The 17187-nt window shown below is 72.8% G+C and carries 17 protein-coding genes and 1 pseudogene; 12 read left to right on the top strand and 6 right to left on the bottom strand.

The genetic code is table 11. The annotated features are described in order from the left end of the window. Together ACWCO3_RS17670 and ACWCO3_RS17665 are read left to right on the top strand one after the other, a co-directional pair. Window positions 1-460, top strand: a 460-nt coding sequence (locus ACWCO3_RS17670; RefSeq protein ID WP_450010937.1) for an SseB family protein, incomplete at its 5' end; no start/stop codon positions are given. A 227-nt stretch (window positions 461-687) separates the two neighbouring features. Continuing rightward, complete coding sequence (locus tag ACWCO3_RS17665; protein ID WP_088989720.1) at window positions 688-879, top strand: DUF5703 family protein; 192 nt, start codon at window positions 688-690, stop codon at window positions 877-879. 44 nt (window positions 880-923) lie between these two features. On the opposite strand, the gene ACWCO3_RS17660 is transcribed toward ACWCO3_RS17665, so the two are convergent. Continuing rightward, on the bottom strand, window positions 924-1586 hold the full coding sequence (locus tag ACWCO3_RS17660; RefSeq protein ID WP_145782128.1) for a hypothetical protein: 663 nt from the start codon (window positions 1584-1586) through the stop codon (window positions 924-926). Between the two features lie 57 nt (window positions 1587-1643). Then, the gene (locus ACWCO3_RS17655; protein WP_145782130.1) at window positions 1644-2972 is read right to left on the bottom strand and encodes a M20/M25/M40 family metallo-hydrolase; all 1329 of its coding nucleotides are present in this window, start codon (window positions 2970-2972) and stop codon (window positions 1644-1646) included. A gap of 183 nt (window positions 2973-3155) precedes the next feature. On the opposite strand from ACWCO3_RS17655, the gene ACWCO3_RS17650 reads away from it, so the two are divergent. From ACWCO3_RS17650 to ACWCO3_RS17640, 3 genes are all read left to right on the top strand, one after another. Beyond that, window positions 3156-3764 carry a hemerythrin domain-containing protein gene (locus tag ACWCO3_RS17650; RefSeq protein ID WP_450010935.1) on the top strand — a complete coding sequence of 203 codons (609 nt, stop codon included), beginning with the start codon at window positions 3156-3158 and terminating at the stop codon, window positions 3762-3764. An 86-nt stretch (window positions 3765-3850) separates the two neighbouring features. Then, window positions 3851-4831, top strand: coding sequence for a LysR family transcriptional regulator (locus tag ACWCO3_RS17645; RefSeq protein ID WP_145782134.1), 981 nt, complete (start codon window positions 3851-3853; stop codon window positions 4829-4831). 46 nt (window positions 4832-4877) lie between these two features. Then, window positions 4878-5123, top strand: a complete 246-nt coding sequence (locus ACWCO3_RS17640; protein ID WP_145782136.1) for a hypothetical protein — start codon at window positions 4878-4880, stop codon at window positions 5121-5123. Window positions 5124-5178: 55 nt separating this feature from the next. Here the strand turns inward: ACWCO3_RS17640 and ACWCO3_RS17635 are convergent, their stop codons facing one another. The 3 genes from ACWCO3_RS17635 to ACWCO3_RS17625 are packed head-to-tail and all read right to left on the bottom strand — an operon-like array spanning window position 5179 to window position 8290. Continuing rightward, window positions 5179-5529, bottom strand: a complete 351-nt coding sequence (locus tag ACWCO3_RS17635) for a DUF3140 domain-containing protein (protein WP_088989725.1) — start codon at window positions 5527-5529, stop codon at window positions 5179-5181. After that, window positions 5529-5735 carry a hypothetical protein gene (locus ACWCO3_RS17630; RefSeq protein ID WP_145782138.1) on the bottom strand — a complete coding sequence of 69 codons (207 nt, stop codon included), beginning with the start codon at window positions 5733-5735 and terminating at the stop codon, window positions 5529-5531. The genes ACWCO3_RS17635 and ACWCO3_RS17630 overlap by 1 nt, the downstream gene beginning before the upstream one ends. After that, on the bottom strand, window positions 5732-8290 hold the full coding sequence (locus ACWCO3_RS17625) for an ATP-dependent Clp protease ATP-binding subunit (RefSeq protein ID WP_145782139.1): 2559 nt from the start codon (window positions 8288-8290) through the stop codon (window positions 5732-5734). Before ACWCO3_RS17625 ends, ACWCO3_RS17630 begins: the two co-directional genes overlap by 4 nt. Before the next feature lie 140 nt (window positions 8291-8430). Here ACWCO3_RS17625 and ACWCO3_RS17620 point away from each other — a divergent pair, with 140 nt between their 5' ends. The 7 genes from ACWCO3_RS17620 to ACWCO3_RS17590 all read left to right on the top strand — a co-directional run bounded on the left by ACWCO3_RS17620 (window position 8431) and on the right by ACWCO3_RS17590 (window position 16891). Further along, entirely contained in the window at window positions 8431-8823 is a 393-nt protein-coding gene (locus ACWCO3_RS17620; RefSeq protein WP_145782143.1) for an NYN domain-containing protein, read from the top strand. A 152-nt stretch (window positions 8824-8975) separates the two neighbouring features. Further along, a complete protein-coding gene (locus ACWCO3_RS17615; protein WP_088989728.1) occupies window positions 8976-9236 on the top strand; it encodes a hypothetical protein in 261 nt (86 codons plus the stop codon). Window positions 9237-9242: 6 nt separating this feature from the next. Beyond that, window positions 9243-10331: a hypothetical protein gene (locus ACWCO3_RS17610; RefSeq protein ID WP_145782147.1), complete on the top strand. Its 1089-nt coding sequence runs from the start codon at window positions 9243-9245 to the stop codon at window positions 10329-10331. Beyond that, on the top strand, window positions 10324-12999 hold the full coding sequence (locus ACWCO3_RS17605) for an FtsK/SpoIIIE domain-containing protein (protein WP_358164431.1): 2676 nt from the start codon (window positions 10324-10326) through the stop codon (window positions 12997-12999). Before ACWCO3_RS17610 ends, ACWCO3_RS17605 begins: the two co-directional genes overlap by 8 nt. Further along, entirely contained in the window at window positions 12996-13658 is a 663-nt protein-coding gene (locus ACWCO3_RS17600) for a hypothetical protein (RefSeq protein ID WP_145782156.1), read from the top strand. Before ACWCO3_RS17605 ends, ACWCO3_RS17600 begins: the two co-directional genes overlap by 4 nt. Before the next feature lie 82 nt (window positions 13659-13740). Then, entirely contained in the window at window positions 13741-16335 is a 2595-nt protein-coding gene (locus ACWCO3_RS17595) for a CHAT domain-containing protein (RefSeq protein ID WP_450010930.1), read from the top strand. A gap of 40 nt (window positions 16336-16375) precedes the next feature. After that, window positions 16376-16891, top strand: coding sequence for a trypco2 family protein (locus tag ACWCO3_RS17590; protein WP_145782166.1), 516 nt, complete (start codon window positions 16376-16378; stop codon window positions 16889-16891). 1 nt (window position 16892) lies between these two features. Here ACWCO3_RS17590 and ACWCO3_RS17585 read toward each other — a convergent pair. Continuing rightward, window positions 16893-17187 (bottom strand): annotated as a pseudogene (locus tag ACWCO3_RS17585) (cupin); the annotation flags it as partial.

Genomic DNA, 17187 nt, shown 5'->3' with positions numbered 1-17187 from the left:
GCCGCGACCGGCCGCCGCCCAGCCGGGTGCGACCGAGGCGGCTGCGACCGAGGCGGCTGCGACCGGGCCGACTCCGACCGGAGCGGCGGAGCCGGCGGTGGTGGCGGTACTCGGCGCGGCCGTCGACCGGCGTGACCTGCCCGGCTATCTCGGAGTGCTGGCCGGCACGACGGTGTGCGTGCCGCTGGCCGGGGAACCGGCGCCGGATGCCGAGTTCCCGTGGACAGTGGTCGGCGACGCGACCGGCGCGCCGCTGCTGCCGGTCTTCACCTCGCCGAGGGCGCTCGCCGCGTTCACCGGGGACGGGGTGCCGTTCATCGCGCTGCCCTGCGCCGACCTGTTCGAGGACTGGCCGGACCCTTCCTGGGGGCTGGCGGTCGACCCGGGCAGCACCCAGGCGGTCGCCCTGACCGCGCCGGCGCTGACGACCCTGCTGACGGCGAACGCTCCCGCAGGCTGAGTTCCGGGACGGCGGCGACGAACTCCCCCGCCGATCATGGAGTTGTGGTGGGTGACGAACATGCCTCAACTAGGCAAATCCGGACACCACACCTCCATGATCGGCACGGCGATGTGGGGCCCGTTCACCGCGGGCGGGGGGTTTGGCGCGACGGGAGGGCACATCAGCGGCGTCGGTCACCCCCGAGGGGGTGGCAAATGGCCGCTGGGCTGGGCAGCATGGATGGCATGGACTACGAATACGCGCCGCTGCGGTTGCCGCCGAACGTCGACCGGTTGACCGCCGCGGCGCAGTTGGCGATCCAAGCGGAGTTCTCAGGGTGGGAGTTGGCCCGGGTGCGGCTGTACCGCGACGGCACGCGGCAGGTGGTGCTGCGTCGTCGACTGGTCAACCAGCCGCAGCCGGGCCTGTCGTACTGAACGGGCCGTGACGGCCCGGGGCCCGCCGGGGCCCCGGGCGTCACCTAGTGCTGGTGCCCGGCGTGGTCGTGATCGTCGTCGAGCTCCAGGAACGGGTGCTCGTCGAGCCGGCCGACAAGCCGGTCGTCGGCCGCCGGTTGGAACGGGCCGACCGCGTCGTCGTCGTCGAACGACTCCAGGTCGACGGGGGTGCCCACCTCGCTGACCATGACCACCCCGTCGAGCGGTTCCAGCTCCGGGACGTCCAGCGCGCCGAGCGAGCCGTCACCGCTCTGCAGCAGCTCCAGCACCGCCTCGCCGACGCCCTCCACCGGTGCCGGCTCGTCGTCCTCCGGGGTGCCCTCGCGCCGGGCCGCCTCGGCCACGCGCAGCAGCGCGGCCACGCTCGGCACCCGGTAGTCACGGCGCTGGCGCACCGAGATCACCCTCGGGTGCGGGTCGCTGGCCTCGGCACCGTCGGCGCCGCCGAAACGCTCGTCGGCCTCGTCCGGGTCGATCGAGTCGACATCCCACGGCGTCACCTCGCCGAAGGCGTCGAGCAGCCGCTCGTCGTACGCGAAGGAGGCGTTGTTCAACGCCACGTACGCCTGCCAGACGTCGTCGTCGTCGACGCGGCCCTGGGCGGCGCGTACAGCGGCCAGGTGGTGGCGGGCCGCTTCGATCACGCGCTCGAGAGCGGCGTCCAGCTCACCGTGCTGGTCGGTCATGTGGGGCAGTCCCTTCGGATGGGGAGGTCGCGCGCCGACGGCAAGTGCCGGACACGGCTAGCAGGTGCGCAGGAACCGGTCGAGCACCCGCACGCCGAACTGTAGTCCGTCGACCGGAACGCGCTCGTCGATGCCGTGGAACAGCGCCGAGAAGTTCAGGTCGGCGGGCAGCTTGAGCGGGGCGAACCCGAAGCAGCGGATGCCGAGCTGGGAGAACGCCTTGGCGTCGGTGCCGCCGGAGAGCATGTACGGAACCGGCCGCGCCCCCGGGTCCTCGGCGCGCAGGGCGGCCGACATGGCCTCGACCAGGTCACCGTCGAAGGTGGTCTCCAGCGCCGGCTGCCGCTGGATGTACTCGATCGCGATGTCCGGGCCGACCAGCTCGCGCAGCTGTCGCTCCAGCAGCTCGGACTGGCCGGGCAGGCTGCGGCAGTCGATGGTGGCGGTGGCGCGGCCGGGGATGACGTTGTCCTTGTAGCCGGCGCTCAACCGGGTCGGGTTGGCGGTGTTGCGGATGGTCGCGCCGATCAGGTTGGCGATCGGGCCGAGCTTGGCGATGGCCGTCTCCGGGTCCTCCGGGTCCAACTCGATGCCGAGCAGGTCGGAGACCTCGGTCAGGAACGCCCGTACGGTGTCGGTCACCACCACCGGGAAGCGGTGCCGGCCGATCCGGGCGACCGCCTCGGCGAGCGCGGTGACCGCGTTGTCGTCGTGCACCATCGAGCCGTGCCCGGGGCGGCCCTTGGCGTGCAGTCGCAGCCAGTCGATGCCCTTCTCGGCGGTCTCGATCAGGTAGAGGCGCTGGCTGTCGTTGACCGAGTAGGAGAAGCCGCCGACCTCGCCGATCGCCTCGGTGCAGCCGTCGAAGAGGCCCCGGTGGTTGTCCACCAGGAAACGGGCGCCGTAGTCGCTGCCCGCCTCCTCGTCGGCGGTGTACGCGAGAACGATGTCGCGCGGCGGTCGTACGCCGGTGCGCTGCCAGTGCCGCACGACGGCCAGGACCATCGCGTCGAAGTCCTTCATGTCGATGGCGCCGCGACCCCACAGGTAGCCGTCGCGCAGCTCGCCGGAGAGCGGGTGCACCGACCACTCGTCGGCGTCGGCGGGGACCACGTCCAGGTGGCCGTGCACCAGCAGCGCGCCCCGGCTCGGGTCGGTGCCCGGGATGCGGGCCACCACGTTCGCCCGGCCCGGCGCGGACTCGTGCAGGACGGACTCCACGCCCACCTCGGCGAGCTTCTCCGCCACGTACTCGGCCGCGCGGCGCTCACCGACGCTGGTGTCGTTGTCCCCGGTGTTGGTGGTGTCGATGCGCAGCAGGTCGCGGCAGAGGTCGACGACCTCTGCGGTGGGGTCGATTCGGGGGGAGGCGGCGTCGCTCGTCATCGCCTCTTCATACCAGCCCGAGGTGTCCGACGGACCGGCGCACCGGCGTGGCCGGGCCGGCGCGCCGACGCGCGCGGGTCGACACATCGACGGGCCGGTTTCGCCGTGACCGCGTTCGGGTACCGCCGCCCACGACCGAACGTCCCCTGCCGGAGCTTCCGCCCGCCAGTCGAGGAGGGCATCATGTCCGCCGTTCCCCTGCCGCCGCTGCCGCCCACGCCCGCACCCGAGGAGGGCTACCGGCCCGCCGGTCGCAGCATCGCCGACATCGTCGACCGGGAGCATCAGCAACTGCTGTCGCTGGTGGAGCAGTTGACCGGCCCGGAGGCCACACCGCAGGAGGCGCTGGCGGTGCTCGCCGCCGCGTTGTCGCGGCACCTGTCCGCCGAGGAGCAGTACCTGCTGCCGGCGGTACGCGCGGCGCTGCCGACCGCCGGTGAGCGGGTGGACGCCGAGATCACCGCCGACGCCGGCCTGCTCAACGCCCTGAAGGGCCTGACGGACGAGGCGCTGACCGACGTCGCCGGGCGGGTTCGCCAGCACGTGGAGGGTGTCGGCGCGCTCGTCACCGAGCTGCGGGCGGTCGCGACCGAGGAGGAGCTGATCCGCCTGGGCAACCGGTTGGAGATCGCCGAGGAGGCCGCGCCGACCCGCCCCCACCCGAGCACCCCGGCCACCCCTCCGTGGAACCGGATCGTGGAGCCGGCGGTCGGTGTGGTGGACAAGGTCCTCGACGCGGTGACCCGGCGACCGACCTACCTGGCGGACCTGCCGGAGCCACCTCGCGACTGAGCGCGGACCCCGTCCGGTAATGCATTCATTATCACCGATCCGCTCGGGCTATTCCGCAGGCTGACGCGTAGTCCTACCGTCACCCTATGAACCTGGAGCTGCGTCACCTGCGGGTGGTCTGCGCGATCGCGGAGACGGGGAGTGTGACGAAGGCGGCGTCGGCGCTCGGCCTGGCCCAGCCAGCCCTCACCGCCCAGCTCCAACGCATCGAGCGGACCCTGGGCGGCCCGCTGTTCGACCGGGACCGGCGCGGTGCCCGACCCACCGCACTGGGCGAGCTGGTGCTGGCCCGCGCCCGGGTCCTGCTGCCGGCGATGAAGGGGTTGCAGGACGAGGCGGCCCGGTTGGCCGGGGCCGGCGGCGCCCCCACCTGCTACCGGTTCGGTGGGGTGAACAGCCCGATCCTGGGTCGGTTGGTCCACCGGTTGGCCGCCGAGCAGCCTCCGGCCCAGATCACCACGTTCGCGTCCTGGTCGGTGGACGAGTTGGCGCAGTTGGTGGCTGGCGGCCGGCTGGACTTCGCGCTCACCGGTGTGTGCGGTGACGCCAGCCCGTCCGCCGGTTTCGGGTTGAGCTGGCAGGAGGTGGCCATCGACCCGGTGCTGGTGCTGCTGCCGGAGACGCACCCCCTCGCCGCCCACGACGAGGTGCGCCTGGCGGACCTGCGCCACGAGCAGTGGGTGGCCGCGCCGGGTGACGGCTGCTTCGGCGACTGCTTCGCCGCCGCGTGCGCCCGTGCCGGTTTCACCCCCCGCAAGGTGTACGAGACCGACATCCGCGGCTGCATCGACCTGGTGGACGCGGGTGTGGCGGTGGCGTTGTGCCAGGCGACGTTCCGCCCGGTGGCCGGGTTGGTGACCCGTCGGCTCGCCGGGACACCGCTGCGCTGGCGGCTCCTGCTCGGCTGGCACCCGGACTCCCCCGCCGCCCAGGGCGCCGACCTGGTGGTGGAGACGGCCAAGGCGGCGTACGTCGACTCGTTGGCGCCGCATCCCGCGTACCTGGCCTGGCTGCTGAGCAACCCCGGGTTCGGGGTGCGGCAGCCCAGCGGGATCCGACCGGTCTGAGCGCGAGGTGGGGTGCGAACCGCCGTTGGCCGGGTATCTGGCGGACATGACGGACCTCTACCCGCCCGCCGACGACCGCGAACTGCTGCGCCAGGCGGCCGCTGCGCACACCGCCGCCACCCGCGACGTGGAGGCGTTCCTGCGCCGCCTGCCGACGGTGCCCGACCCGGCCGACGTCACCGAGTACGCGAACCTGCTCACCCGGGAGGACCAGACCCGCGGTGACCGGGACGCGGCGGCCGACGCCGCCGGACTGACCATCGCCAGCCTGGAGCCCGACAAGGGCCAGTAGCGGCACGCGTCGACGGTGCCGTCCCGGAGCGGGGCGGCACCGTCGACTGGCGCGGTCAGCGTTCGACGAGCGGGTCGTGTCCCAGGTCGAGCAGCGAGTGCCGCCAGTCGTCGTCGGCGTTGCCGCGCGACGGCTTGGCGTCCATCAGCTCGCGGATCCGCTCGACCGCCTCCCGCATGACCTCGATGTCCTCCGGGGTGAGGTCGACCTTGCGCTTGTTCAACACCTTGAGGATCTCCCGGCCCGGCTGCGGCAGGTCGAGGTTCGGGTTCGGGCTGAACGACTCCTCCCCGGAGCCCCGGGTCAACAACCAGGTCCGTAGCTGCTCCGAGGGGACGTTCACCTCGGCGTGGAAGTCCTCCCAGAGCACTTCCACCTCGGGGTCGAGCCGCGCTTCGCGTACCATCAGGTCTCCTCTCGCCTGCGGTGCCCGGACGTCTCCGGGTCGTCCTCCTGGTCGGTCTTCGGATGCAGGCCCTCGGCGGGCACCCGCGTTCGGCGGGGGTTCGCGGTGGGCGGCGCCAGGATCGGGTCGGGATGGTCGTCCTCGTCCCGGGGTTTCGCGGGCTCGTGTGGGTCCTCGTTCTCGTCTCGTCGTGCCGGCCCGCTCATCGTGGGTGTGTGGTCGTGGCGGGGGTGTACCCGCGCTCGCCGGCGCTCACGTCGAAGGTGAGCGCGCCGTCGCGGACGTCCACCGTGACCTTCTGCCCCGGGGAGATCGCCGACTCCAGCAGCATTCGGGACAGGTGGTTGTCCACCTCCCGCTGGATCACCCGGCGCAGCGGGCGGGCACCGAACTCCGGCTGGTAGCCGTGTTCGGCGAGCCAGTCGATGCCGGCGGTGGTGAACTCCACCTGGAGGTCCTGGGCGTGCATGCGGCGGCGGGTCTCCTCCAGCAGCAGCGCGGTGATGTCGCGCAACTGCTCGGCCTCCAGCCGGCGGAAGATGATGACCTCGTCGATGCGGTTGAGGAACTCCGGGCGGAAGTTCTCCTGCAGGCGACGCATCAGCCGCTCGCGCAGCTCGTCGTTCTCCTGCTCGCTGCCGACGGCGCCGGCGCCGAAGCCGACCGCGCGCTGGGCGCCGGTGATCAGCTCCGAACCGAGGTTGCTCGTCATGATCAGTACGGTGTTCTTGAAGTTCACGGTGCGACCCTGGCTGTCGGTCAGACGCCCGTCGTCGAGCACCTGGAGCAGGATGTTGAACACGTCCGGGTGGGCCTTCTCGATCTCGTCGAGCAGCACCACCGCGTACGGGCGGCGGCGGACCGCCTCGGTGAGCTGGCCGGCCTCCTCGTAGCCGACGTACCCGGGTGGGGCGCCGACCAGCCGGCTGACAGTGTGCCGCTCCTGGAACTCGCTCATGTCCACCCGGACCATCCGGTCCGCCTCACCGAACAACGCCTCGGCCAGGGCACGGGCCAACTCGGTCTTGCCCACGCCGGTCGGGCCGAGGAACAGGAAGCTGCCCATCGGCCGGTCCGGGTCGGCCAGCCCGGCCCGGGAGCGGCGGACGGCCTCGGCGACAGCGGTGACGGCGTCGTCCTGGCCGACCACCTTCTGGTGCAGATGCCCCTCCAGGCGCAGCAGCCGGTCCCGTTCCTCCTCCGTGAGCTGGCTGACCGGGATGCCGGTGGCCCGGGACACCACCTCGGCGATCTCCTTCGGACTCACCTCCGGCACCTGCGATGAGGACATCCCGTCCTCGCCGTTGGCCCGGCGGATCTCCTGTTCCAGTTCGGAGATCCGGTCGCGCAGCGCGGAGGCCCGCTCGTACTGCTCGTCGGTGACGGCCTGCTCTTTGTCCCGGCGTACCTCGTCGAGTTCCTGCTCCAGCTCCCGCACGTCGGAGGCCGGGGTCCGGGTGCGCAGCCGCACCCGTGCGCCGGCCTGGTCGATGAGGTCGATGGCCTTGTCCGGCAGGAACCGGTCGGTGACGTACCGGTCGGACAGCTCGGCGGCGGCGACCAGCGCCTCGTCGGTGAAGCGCACCTGGTGGTGGGCCTCGTACCGGTCGCGCAGACCGCGCAGGATGGCGATGGTGTCGTCGACGCTGGGCTCGGGCACCAGGACCGGCTGGAAACGCCGGGCCAGCGCGGCGTCCTTCTCGATGCTCTTGCGGTACTCGTCCAGCGTCGTCGCGCCGATCACCCGCAGTTCGCCACGCGCGAGGGCGGGCTTGAGCATGTTGGACGCGTCCATCCCGCCCTCGCTGCCGGCGCCACCCGCGCCGACCAGGGTGTGGATCTCGTCCAGGAAGATGATCAGCTCGTCGCGGTGCGCCCGGATCTCGTCGATGACCTTCTTCAGCCGCTCCTCGAAGTCGCCCCGGTAGCGGGTGCCGGCGACCAGGCCGGCGAGGTCGAGTTGGACGACCCGCTTGCCGAGCAGGGTCTGCGGGACGTCGCCGTCGCAGATCCGTTCGGCCAGCCCTTCGACGATGGCGGTCTTGCCGACTCCGGCCTCACCGATCAGCACCGGGTTGTTCTTGGTACGCCGGGACAGGATCTCCACGGCCTGCTCGATCTCGTCGGCCCGTCCGATCACCGGGTCGATCTGGTCGTTGCGGGCCAGGTCGGTGAGGTCCTGCCCGTACTGGTCCAGGGTGGGGGTGCCACGGTCCGGCTTCGGGCCGGTCATCGGCCCGCGCTCGGCGTTGGCGGCCTGCAACGACTCGGGTTGGATCCGGCCGGCGGCCAGCATCCGTCCGGCCGGCGACTCCGGGTTGAGGGGCAGCGCCATCAGGATGTGTTCCGGGCCGATGTAGTTGGCGCCCATCGCCCGGGACAGTTGGTGGGCGTCGAGCAGCGCCCGCTTTGCGGCCGGCGTCAGCGACAGGTTGGGTGGCACCTCCCCGCGCGGCGCGCCGTCACCCTTGCCACCGAGGGCGTTGAGCAGGGTGTCCGGGTCGGCGCCGGCGCGGCGTACCAGGTCACGGAGGGGTTCGCGTTGCAGCGCCGCCCAGAGCAGGTGGTCGGTGTCCAGGTCGCTGCTCTGGCGTTGGGCGGCCCGCCGGGCCGCGTCGGCCAGCATCTCCCGGGCGTCGGCCGTCATCAGTCGGGTGATGTCGACCCGGTGCGGTGGCCGGCGTCCCCCCTCGCCCCGGCCGAAGTACCGGGCCAGGAATTCGTCCCACGGGTCGGAGCCGATGTCACCGGGTCCCATCATGTCTGTCCTCCGCAGTCGGGCGCGGCACGGTCGGCAGGGGCTACCCGACGCGAGCCCCGACAAACGCCGCAGGCGGTGGCGCACCGGCGTCCCGGGTGTGGCGTCCGGCCAGTGCCGGCCGGTGATGGCAGGCTGGTGGGATGAACGAGACACCGCTGTTGATCGTGGACGGCGCCAACGTGGTGGGCTCCCGCCCGAACGGGTGGTGGCGCGACCGCGCCGGCGCGGCGGCACGGTTGCGCGACTCGCTCGCCCCGGTGGCGACAGTCGGGTTGCCGGCGCGTCTGCCCGCCCCGGTGGAGGTGGTGCTGGTGGTCGAGGGGGCCGCGCGGGACGTGCCGGGCACCGAGGGCGTCCGGGTAGTCTCCGCCGCCGGGTCCGGCGACGACACGGTTGTCGAGCTGGTGGCCGACGCGCCGCAGCGCCGTCGGCTGGTGGTCACCGCCGACCGGGAGTTGCGCGGGCGGGTGACAGCGCTCGGCGCCGAGGTGTACGGGCCGCGCTGGCTACGCGAGACACCGACCAACAACTGAGAAGTTCTCGCACTGGGACTCCCACAGAACGGACTCCCGGCACTTCCGGGTGCCTTCCGGACAGGCGGGCAGGAACACCGACAGGGCGGATGTTCTTTCGGAACCGCCGATAGGCTCTAATGGAGATCTCCCCGCCCCCAGGAGGTTCCGCCGTGGCGAGCGTCGCCGAGTTGAAGGCTGCCATCGATGTCGCCCTCCAACAGATCGGGGACGGGCAGACAGCCGTGCAGGCGGCCGGCGAGAAACTGACCGAGGCGCAGCAGACCCTCGCCGGCGCCCTGGAGGGCAGCGGGCATGAGACTGTGGAAGCGGCCCAGGCGTCGCTGACACAGGCCAGCCAGGAGCTGGAGGAGTGTCTCGCCGCGACACTTGTCGCGGTGGAGCAGGCGCAGCTCTACGTCGCCACCCTGTAGGCCGTCATGTCCATCATCGAGGACGTCGGTGGGCAGGTCCGTGCCGCCACCGAGGAGTTCCCGCTGGCCCTGCTCGGGCAGGCGCTGGAGAAGTTCGGCCTGGCCGCGGAGCGACTCCGCTGGGTCCGTCAGGAGTCCGCCAACCCGATGGGAGTGCCGGAGCTGAGCGCCGCCACCGAGCACGCCGAGAGCGCCGGCTACGCGCTGCGGGTGGCCCAGGAGCAGCTGTCGGCGTACCTAACCGCGATCGGTCTCGCCGGGGACGGCGGCCCGGCGCCCCGCCCCGAGCAACGCGCGCCTCGACACGACACGCCGCCTGAGGCCGGGCCCACCGCCGTGCCGCCGGAGCCGGCCGAGCAGGTCCGGATGCGCCGCTGGTGGTCGGTGCGGGTGGCCGAGCTGACCGGCGGTCGGGCCGGCGCCGACGACGAACCCGACGAGCAGCTGGGCGACTCCCAGGAGTTGCTGCGCCGAGTGGTGGGCGGCGTCCGCTCCGGCGACCGGGACCGGCTGCGCAAGGAGTTGCGCCGAGCCCCGGCCGACGTCGGCCTGGGCATGGCGGCGCTGGCACCACCGCTGCTGCGGGAACTGGCCGGTGAGCTGCTCGGGCACCCGCCCCGCGCCGCCGACCTCGGGCGGCTGCGTGGCGAACTGGACGGACGCGTCCGCGACCTGCTGCCCGGGCTGCCACCCCCGGTGCTGGAGACCCTGCTCACCCGGGTCTGCCGGATGCCGCCACCGCGTGCCTCCGGGGAGCCACCGCACGCCGCCGACTCCGCGGTCACCGCCGGTGTGGCGACCGGGCTGCTGCTCGCCCGTCTCGGTCGGGACCTCCCCTCGGGTGGCGGGCAGCCTGCGGGCGCGGGCCGATCGGCGGATGCGGGCCGGTCGACGGGTACGGCCCGACCGGCCGACGCACGGCAGCCGGCGGGTTCCGGCCGACCGGCGGCGGGGCGCTCGGGTGGTGTGGGTGCCCGCCCCGCCGGTGTCGCCGCGCGGCCGGGCACCACCGGTGGGCAGCCCTCCGGTGGGCTGCCGCCCCGCTCGGGAAGCCCCTGGCGGGACGCGCCGGTCCGACGGGGCTCCGATGCCTGACCGGCGCGGTCAGTTGGCCAGCCTGGTCCGGGACACCCTCGCCGAGGCGCTGGGCGCCACCCGTACCCGCCTGTCCGCCGCCCAGGCCGAGTTGACCGCCGGGCGGGAACGGCTGACCCGGGTCCAGCGGGCGGCGGCGGCCGTGCCGGCGCGGGTGGGCGCCCAACGGGACCGCCGGGTCACCGAGATCGACGCCCGCTACGCCACCCGGATCGCCGAGCTGGCCCGACGCGCCGCCGACGCCGCCCGTCAGGAGGCCCCGGGCTGCGCGGGGGCCGACTGGGCGGGGTGGACGCCGACGCCGACCCGGCGGGCGGAACCACCCGGCGCGCTGCGGGTCGGCACGGTCCATCTCGACGGCGTCGAGCCGGTGCCCGCGCTGGTGCCGCTGCTCGACGCCGGGCACGTCCACCTCTCCGGCGACGACCGCGCCGGCTGCGACGCGGTGGTGTCCGCGTTGCTGCTGCGGGCCGCCGGCCGCGCCGACCCGGGGGCGGTACGACTGATCGGGTACGACCCGGAGCAGCTCGGCGGCGGTCTGGCCGGGTTCTCCCCGCTGGGCACGGCGGGGCTGCTCACCTTCGTCGGCCCCGGCGGGTTGGGCCCCCTGCTGGACGACCTGGTGGAGCAGATCCGCCGGATCAACGAGACGGTGCTCGCCGGCGAGTACGCCTCCCTTCGCGAACTGGCCGCGGCGACCGGCCGCCGACCCGAGCCGTGGCGGGTGGCGGTGCTGCTCGGTGGTGACGACCTGAACCGGCACGAGCGCGGACAGTTGGACCGGGTGGTACGAGCCGGCGCCGCCTGCGGGGTGCACCTCGTGGTGCACGGTGTGCCGTTGCCGGAGGATCCGACGGTGACCCGGGTGGTGGCCGAGGTTTCCGGCGCGCGGATCGGCGGGTCGGCCGGGTTGCCGGTGCGCCTCGATCCGCCGCCGCCGGCGTCACTGGTCACCGAGACCTGCCGGGAGATCGCCGCCCGGGTGAACGCCGGCCCACCGCCAACCCCGTTCACGGACCTGCTGCCCCCGCCGGATCTGATGTGGCGGGAGAGTTCCGCCGACGGGCTGACCGCGCCGATCGGCGAGGGAGCACAGGGCCGGCCGGTACGCCTCACCCTGGGCGACTATCCACCGCACGCGCTGATCGGCGGGCCGTCCGGCACCGGCAAGACCAACCTGATCTTCGCGTGGATCGGCGCGCTCGCCGCCCGCTACTCCCCCGCCGAGCTGGAGTTCTACCTGTTGGACTTCAAGGAGGGGGTGTCCTTCGCGCGGTTCGCGCAGGGCCGGCGTGACCCGAGCTGGTTGCCGCACATGCGCCTGGTCGGCATCAACGTCAACACCGACCGGGAGTTCGGGTTGGCGCTGCTGCGGTTCCTCACCGAGGAGCTGCGCCGACGTGCCGACGCGGCCAAGAAGCACGAGGTGACCAAGCTGGCCGAGCTACGGGCCGTCGACCCGACCGGGCACTGGCCCCGGATCGTGGCGGTGGTCGACGAGTTCCAGATGCTGCTGGCCGGCCGGGACGTCGTGGCCCGGGAGGCGGCCGACCTGCTGGAGGACCTGGCCCGGCGCGGCCGGTCGCAGGGCATCCACCTGGTGCTCGCCTCGCAGGACGTACGGGGCATCGAGGCGTTGTGGGGCCGCCCGGCGCTGGTCGCCCAGTTCACCCTGCGCATCGCGCTGCCCAAGGCGCTGCGGATCCTCGCCGAGCGCAACGACGCGGCACAGTCGTTGCCCCGCTGGCACGCGGTGGTCAACGCCGAGTCGGGCATGGTGGAGGGCAACGAGGTCGCCCGGATCCCGTCGGCCAGCGACTGGGAGACGTGGAGCGGGTTGCAGCACCGGCTGTGGCGGATGCGCCCGGCCGACGCCGCGCCGGCCCGGCTCTTCGACGGCGACGCGATCCCCCGGCTGGCGGACGCCCCGGACTTCCGGGCGCTGACCGCGCCCCCGGACGGGACGGCGCCTCGTAACCCGGTGGCCCTGCTCGGCGAGATCATCGACGTGCAGTCCCGCTCGGCGGCACTGCGGCTACCGCGCGCGCCGGGGCGTAACCTCGCGGTTCTCGGCACCCGGGTGGACGAGGCGTGCGCCGTGCTGGACGCCGCGGCTCGGTCACTGGCCCGCCAACACCCGCCGGGCACCGCCCGGTTCTCCATCGCCTGCCTCGACCCGGACGCCGACCCGATCGCCCGGGCGCTCTACGACGACCTGGCCGACGACGCCGCCTGGTACGACGAGGAGACCGTCGGCGAGCTGATGGCCGAGACGGCCGCCGGGTTGACCGGTCCGGGGAGCCCGCACTACCTGCTGCTGTTCGCTGTCGACGCGGCAGCCGGCGCGCTGGCCGCCCGTGCGGGCGGACGCACGGGGCTGGAGCAGCTACGCCGGATCCTGCACGACGGGCCGGAACGACGCACCCACGTGCTGGCCTGGTGGCGGGGAGTGGCCCGGATGCGCGCCGACCTCGGCGGGCCCGCCGCGCGTACCGACCAGATCGGCGCCTGGGTGGCTCTGGACACCCACGGCGGGGAGCTGGGGGCCTCGCTCTACCCGGGCACCGGCGGCCCGGACTGGTATCCCCGGCCCTGGCGGGGCCTCTTCTTCGACCGGGCGGTCCACCGCACCGGACAGGTGATCATCCCGTATGGACCGTCGCGATGAACCAACCAGTGACCAGTGAGACGTACACGGCGCAGCTGCGGCGGTTGGCCGAGCTGACCGCGCGGGTGGCCGAGCAGCGCGCCGAGGCGCACACCTGGTACGAGCGGCAGTGCGAGGCAGCCGATCGGGCCGTCGCCGAGGCCGCCGCGCAGCTCCAAGACGCCGAGATGGAGTTGGTTGCCGCGCGTGAGCAGCAGGAACGGGTCGACGCCGAGGTGGCCCACCTGTGGCAGCAGGCCCGGTCGCGCCTCGGCGTCCGCCGCCTCGGAGGCCCGCCCGCCCCCGCGAACGGCGTCGCGGCCACCGACCCCGTGCCGATGCTCGCGAAGGTCCGGGACCTGCTCGACCGGGCTGGTCAGCCGGGCGAGCTGCCAAGCTCGGTCAATCCGCTGCTGGTGCTCTGCGGTGTGGCGGGCGCCGTACTGGCGTACGGGCTGGGGGCCGGCGCGCGGGCGTTGGGCGTCGGGTACGGCGGTGACCTAGCGGTCGGAATGCCGGTGCTGGCGCTGGTGGTGACCCTGCTCGGCCCGTTGATCGGTCTCGCGCCGGCACGGATGCTGGCCGACCGCCGGCACGCGATGCTCGGCCCACGACCGATCATCGTGGTCCTCGGCGCCGGGGTGATCACGACGGTGCTGCTGCTCACGCTCGGCCGCTGAGCGATCGGTCCACTATGGCTGTCGAGAAGCTGACCCCCGGCACGGCCACGAGCAGAGCGCGATCTTCGCTACGGTACGTGCGATGGTCAGCGTCTTCCTGAGTTACCACGCCGGCGACGACACCGGTGTCGGGCGTCTGCTCGACGACATGCTGACCGCTCGGTTCGGCACCGAGAGGGTCGTGCGCGACGAACAGAGCGCGACCCTGTCCACCACCGAGCTGCGGCGTCGCCTGGCAGCCTCGGCGGCGCTGGTCGCCGTGCTCGGTCCGGCCGCGCCGAAGGTGCTCCGCCAGACCTTCGCCATCGCCCTCACCACGTCGGTTCCGGTCGTCGCGGTGCTGGTGGACGATGCTCACCTGGCACCGAACGTCAGCGCGCAGCCCACGCTCAGCACACTGACGGTGCGGCGCTCCGAGGTCCGTACGGCCACCGCCCGTCGGACCATCCGCCGGCTGTGTGACCAACTCGCCAAGAGTCAGGGCTCCGAGGACCCGACAGTCGGGCCCACGATCCCGCTGATCCTCCGCACGGAACCCGTGCGACAGGTCACGTCGCCGGCCAGCCACCATCCATCGGTGACGATCGTCTACTCGACGCACCAGGGTGGTCTGGAGGTCACCGACGCAGGCCGGCACCATTCGGGGCTCGCGGCCCGGTACGAGACGCGCTACGAGGTGGACACCAGCGTCCACCAACGGGTGTTCGGCCTTCGGCTGCCCGCGACCGGCGGCGCGGGCCACGTCGAGTCGTCCATCGCCGTTGACTTCTGGGTGACCGACGCGGTCCAGGTCGTCCAGGGCGCGGTCACGGATGCCGCGGTCCTGGTCCGTGAAATCCTACTGGGCGTCTGCCGACCGATCGCGTCGCGGTACACCGTCGATGAGGTGTCCCCGGCCGAGACAGCCCTCAACCGACAGCTCGCCTCCGACACGTTCACCCTGGACGGCGTCACCGTCCGGGTGAGACACGTATTGCTGTTCGTCCACGACCGCGCCGGAGTGGGCGAGCGAGCCGAGCAGCGGCGGCGGGAGAGGCTCCGCCGGACCGGTGTCCTCTGGGATGACGCGGACACACCCGACCCCCTGGTCCACTACCTGTCATCCAGGCGTGTCGCACGCGGTGTTCCGCTCTCCGACGAGTACACCGGCGGATGGGCCGGTACGCCACCGCCGATCACCAGAGCGGAGGCCTCGCCACCGCCGATCACCGCACCGCAGACCTCACCACCGCCGAGCGTCACCCCGGCGCCGGCGCGACTGCTGGTGGCGCGTGCGCCCACCCGGGTCCCGGCGGGGCAGGACCTGAGCGTCGAGGTTCGGCTCGTCACCGAGGGACGACCGGTTCACCCGGGCGGGATGGTGGCACCGATGCCGAGGCTTCTCGTCGCGAACGGCGGCACGCCGGTCACGGTGACCGTGCACGCGCCCGCCGGTCTGCACGCTGACGGCCCACTTCAGCAGACCGTACTGGTCCTGCCCGACGACGATCCGGATCCGATCCGGTTCGGCTTCGGAGCGCGTACCACTGGTCTGCATCGCATCGACGTGACCGCCTGGGCCGGCGGCACGTTCCTGGGTGAGGTGTCCGTCGAGGTCTCCGTCGCCGACGGTGGGTCGTTCCGCGACGGCCAACCGAAGACCCTGCCGATAGGTGCACCGCAGGCACGACCGGGCGAGGTCACGATGGAGGTCCGGTTCGACGGCAGCCGTTACACCTTCCAGCTGCGCTCCGATGCCGCGTTGTTCGCCCCGGTTGTCGAGTCGGTCACGAACACGCCGAACGCCGCGGTGGAGAACACCATCCGGGAGTTGCAGCAACTGGCCGGCGGCGGTTCGCGCTACAGCCCCGCGATGACCCGCGAGGTCATCCGGTCGGCGGGCATCCAACTGTGGTCGGAGCTGGTGCCGGCCGACGTACGGGACCAGTTCTGGGAAGTCGGCGCCGACATGAGCGCCTTCACGATCGCCACCGACCACGACGTGGTCCCGTGGGAACTGCTCTACCCGCTCAGCGCCCAACGGGACGAGGGCTTCCTCGTCGAGCAGGTCCCGGTGGTGCGCCGCACCTATGGTCAGCACCGGAACGCGAAGATCGGCCTGCGCAACCCGCGTTTCGTGGTGCCGCCGAAGGCTCCCACCGGTGCGTACGAGGAGGTCACCACCATCCGCGCGATCCTCGGCGCGGCCGACAGCGAGCCCATCACCAGGGCGGACGAACTCCTCGCGCTGATCAACTCCGGGGAGTTGGGAGCGACCCACTTCGCCTGCCACAACACGTTCTCCTCGGACGGCTCGTTCATCGACCTGGACGGTGGCCGGTTCAAGCCGGCCCTGCTCGCCGAGGCCAGCGTCCGGAAAGTGCTGACGGAGACCGGTCCCCTCGTGTTCATCAACGCGTGCCGGAGCGCGGGCGTGGCACCGACGTACACCAGGATGCTCGGCTGGGCGCAGCAGTTCATGTCGTCGGGCGCTGGTGCGTTCGTCGGCACGCTCTGGGCGGTGCGCTCGGACAGCTCGGCGCGCTTCGCGACGGAGTTCTACGAGTCCCTGGCCGGCGGCGCCACGCTCGGTGCGGCGGCCCTCGCCGCACGGGTCGGGCAGCAGGATGATTCACTCGACCCGACCTGGCTGGCCTACACGGTGTACGGCGACCCGTTCGCCACCGCCGCGGTCTGAGCGGTCGGCAACTCAACTCGCGCGGAAGGGGAGGTGCGGCATGGACGTGATCGACTACAGCGTGCCGGTGGAGGAACTGGTGTCGGCGGTGAAGGACGCGGTGAGGCAGGCCGGCATCTCCACTGTCGACGAGGGCCGGGACCTCCGGGTCGGCACGGTTCAACTGACCTTGAGCGCGGTCGTCACCACGAAGCTCGGCGGTGGCCTGGATTTCCGGGTCCCGGTGATCGGCTGGAAGGTCAAGGTGGGCGGCAGCCACGCCCGCCAGCGGACCCACACGATCGACATCACGCTCGTCGCCGAGGATCTCCAAGATCGGCACGAGCTACGCCACGGCTCTGTCGAGGCGACCCTCGTGGACGCGATCACCACGATCCGCGCGGTGGTCGCCGCCGCCAGCGGGGGTGACGACCCGCTGGTGTTGAAGACCGGCACTGTCGAACTCGTCTTCGGCGTCACCGACCAGGGCACGATCTCGGTCGGCGCGGAGGGTGAGTTGACCGACGAGGTCACCAACACGCTCCGGATCGAGCTGCTCGGGGCTACCGCCGGATAGCTCAGGCCGGGACCAGGACGGCCTCGCGCAGCAGTCGGCGGGTGAGCGTGACCCGGTCGGCGTCGTCGGGCAGGCCGGGCAGGTCACCGACCCGGGTGGTCACTCCGCTGAGCAGGGCACGGGCCGCCGGCTCGCACTCGGCGGGCAGGGTGATCGTCCGGTCGAACAACCGCAACGCCACACTGTCCGAGCCGTACGGCACCAACTGCCACCGCAGGCCCGCCCGCACTGTGACCCGGGTGTCGGCGTCCAGGGTGGCGAGCGCGTCGGCCTGGGCGAGCGGTCGGATCGGCGCC

The organism is Micromonospora sp. NPDC002411 (assembly GCF_053592955.1).
This window is presented reverse-complemented; position numbering and strand designations above follow the sequence as displayed.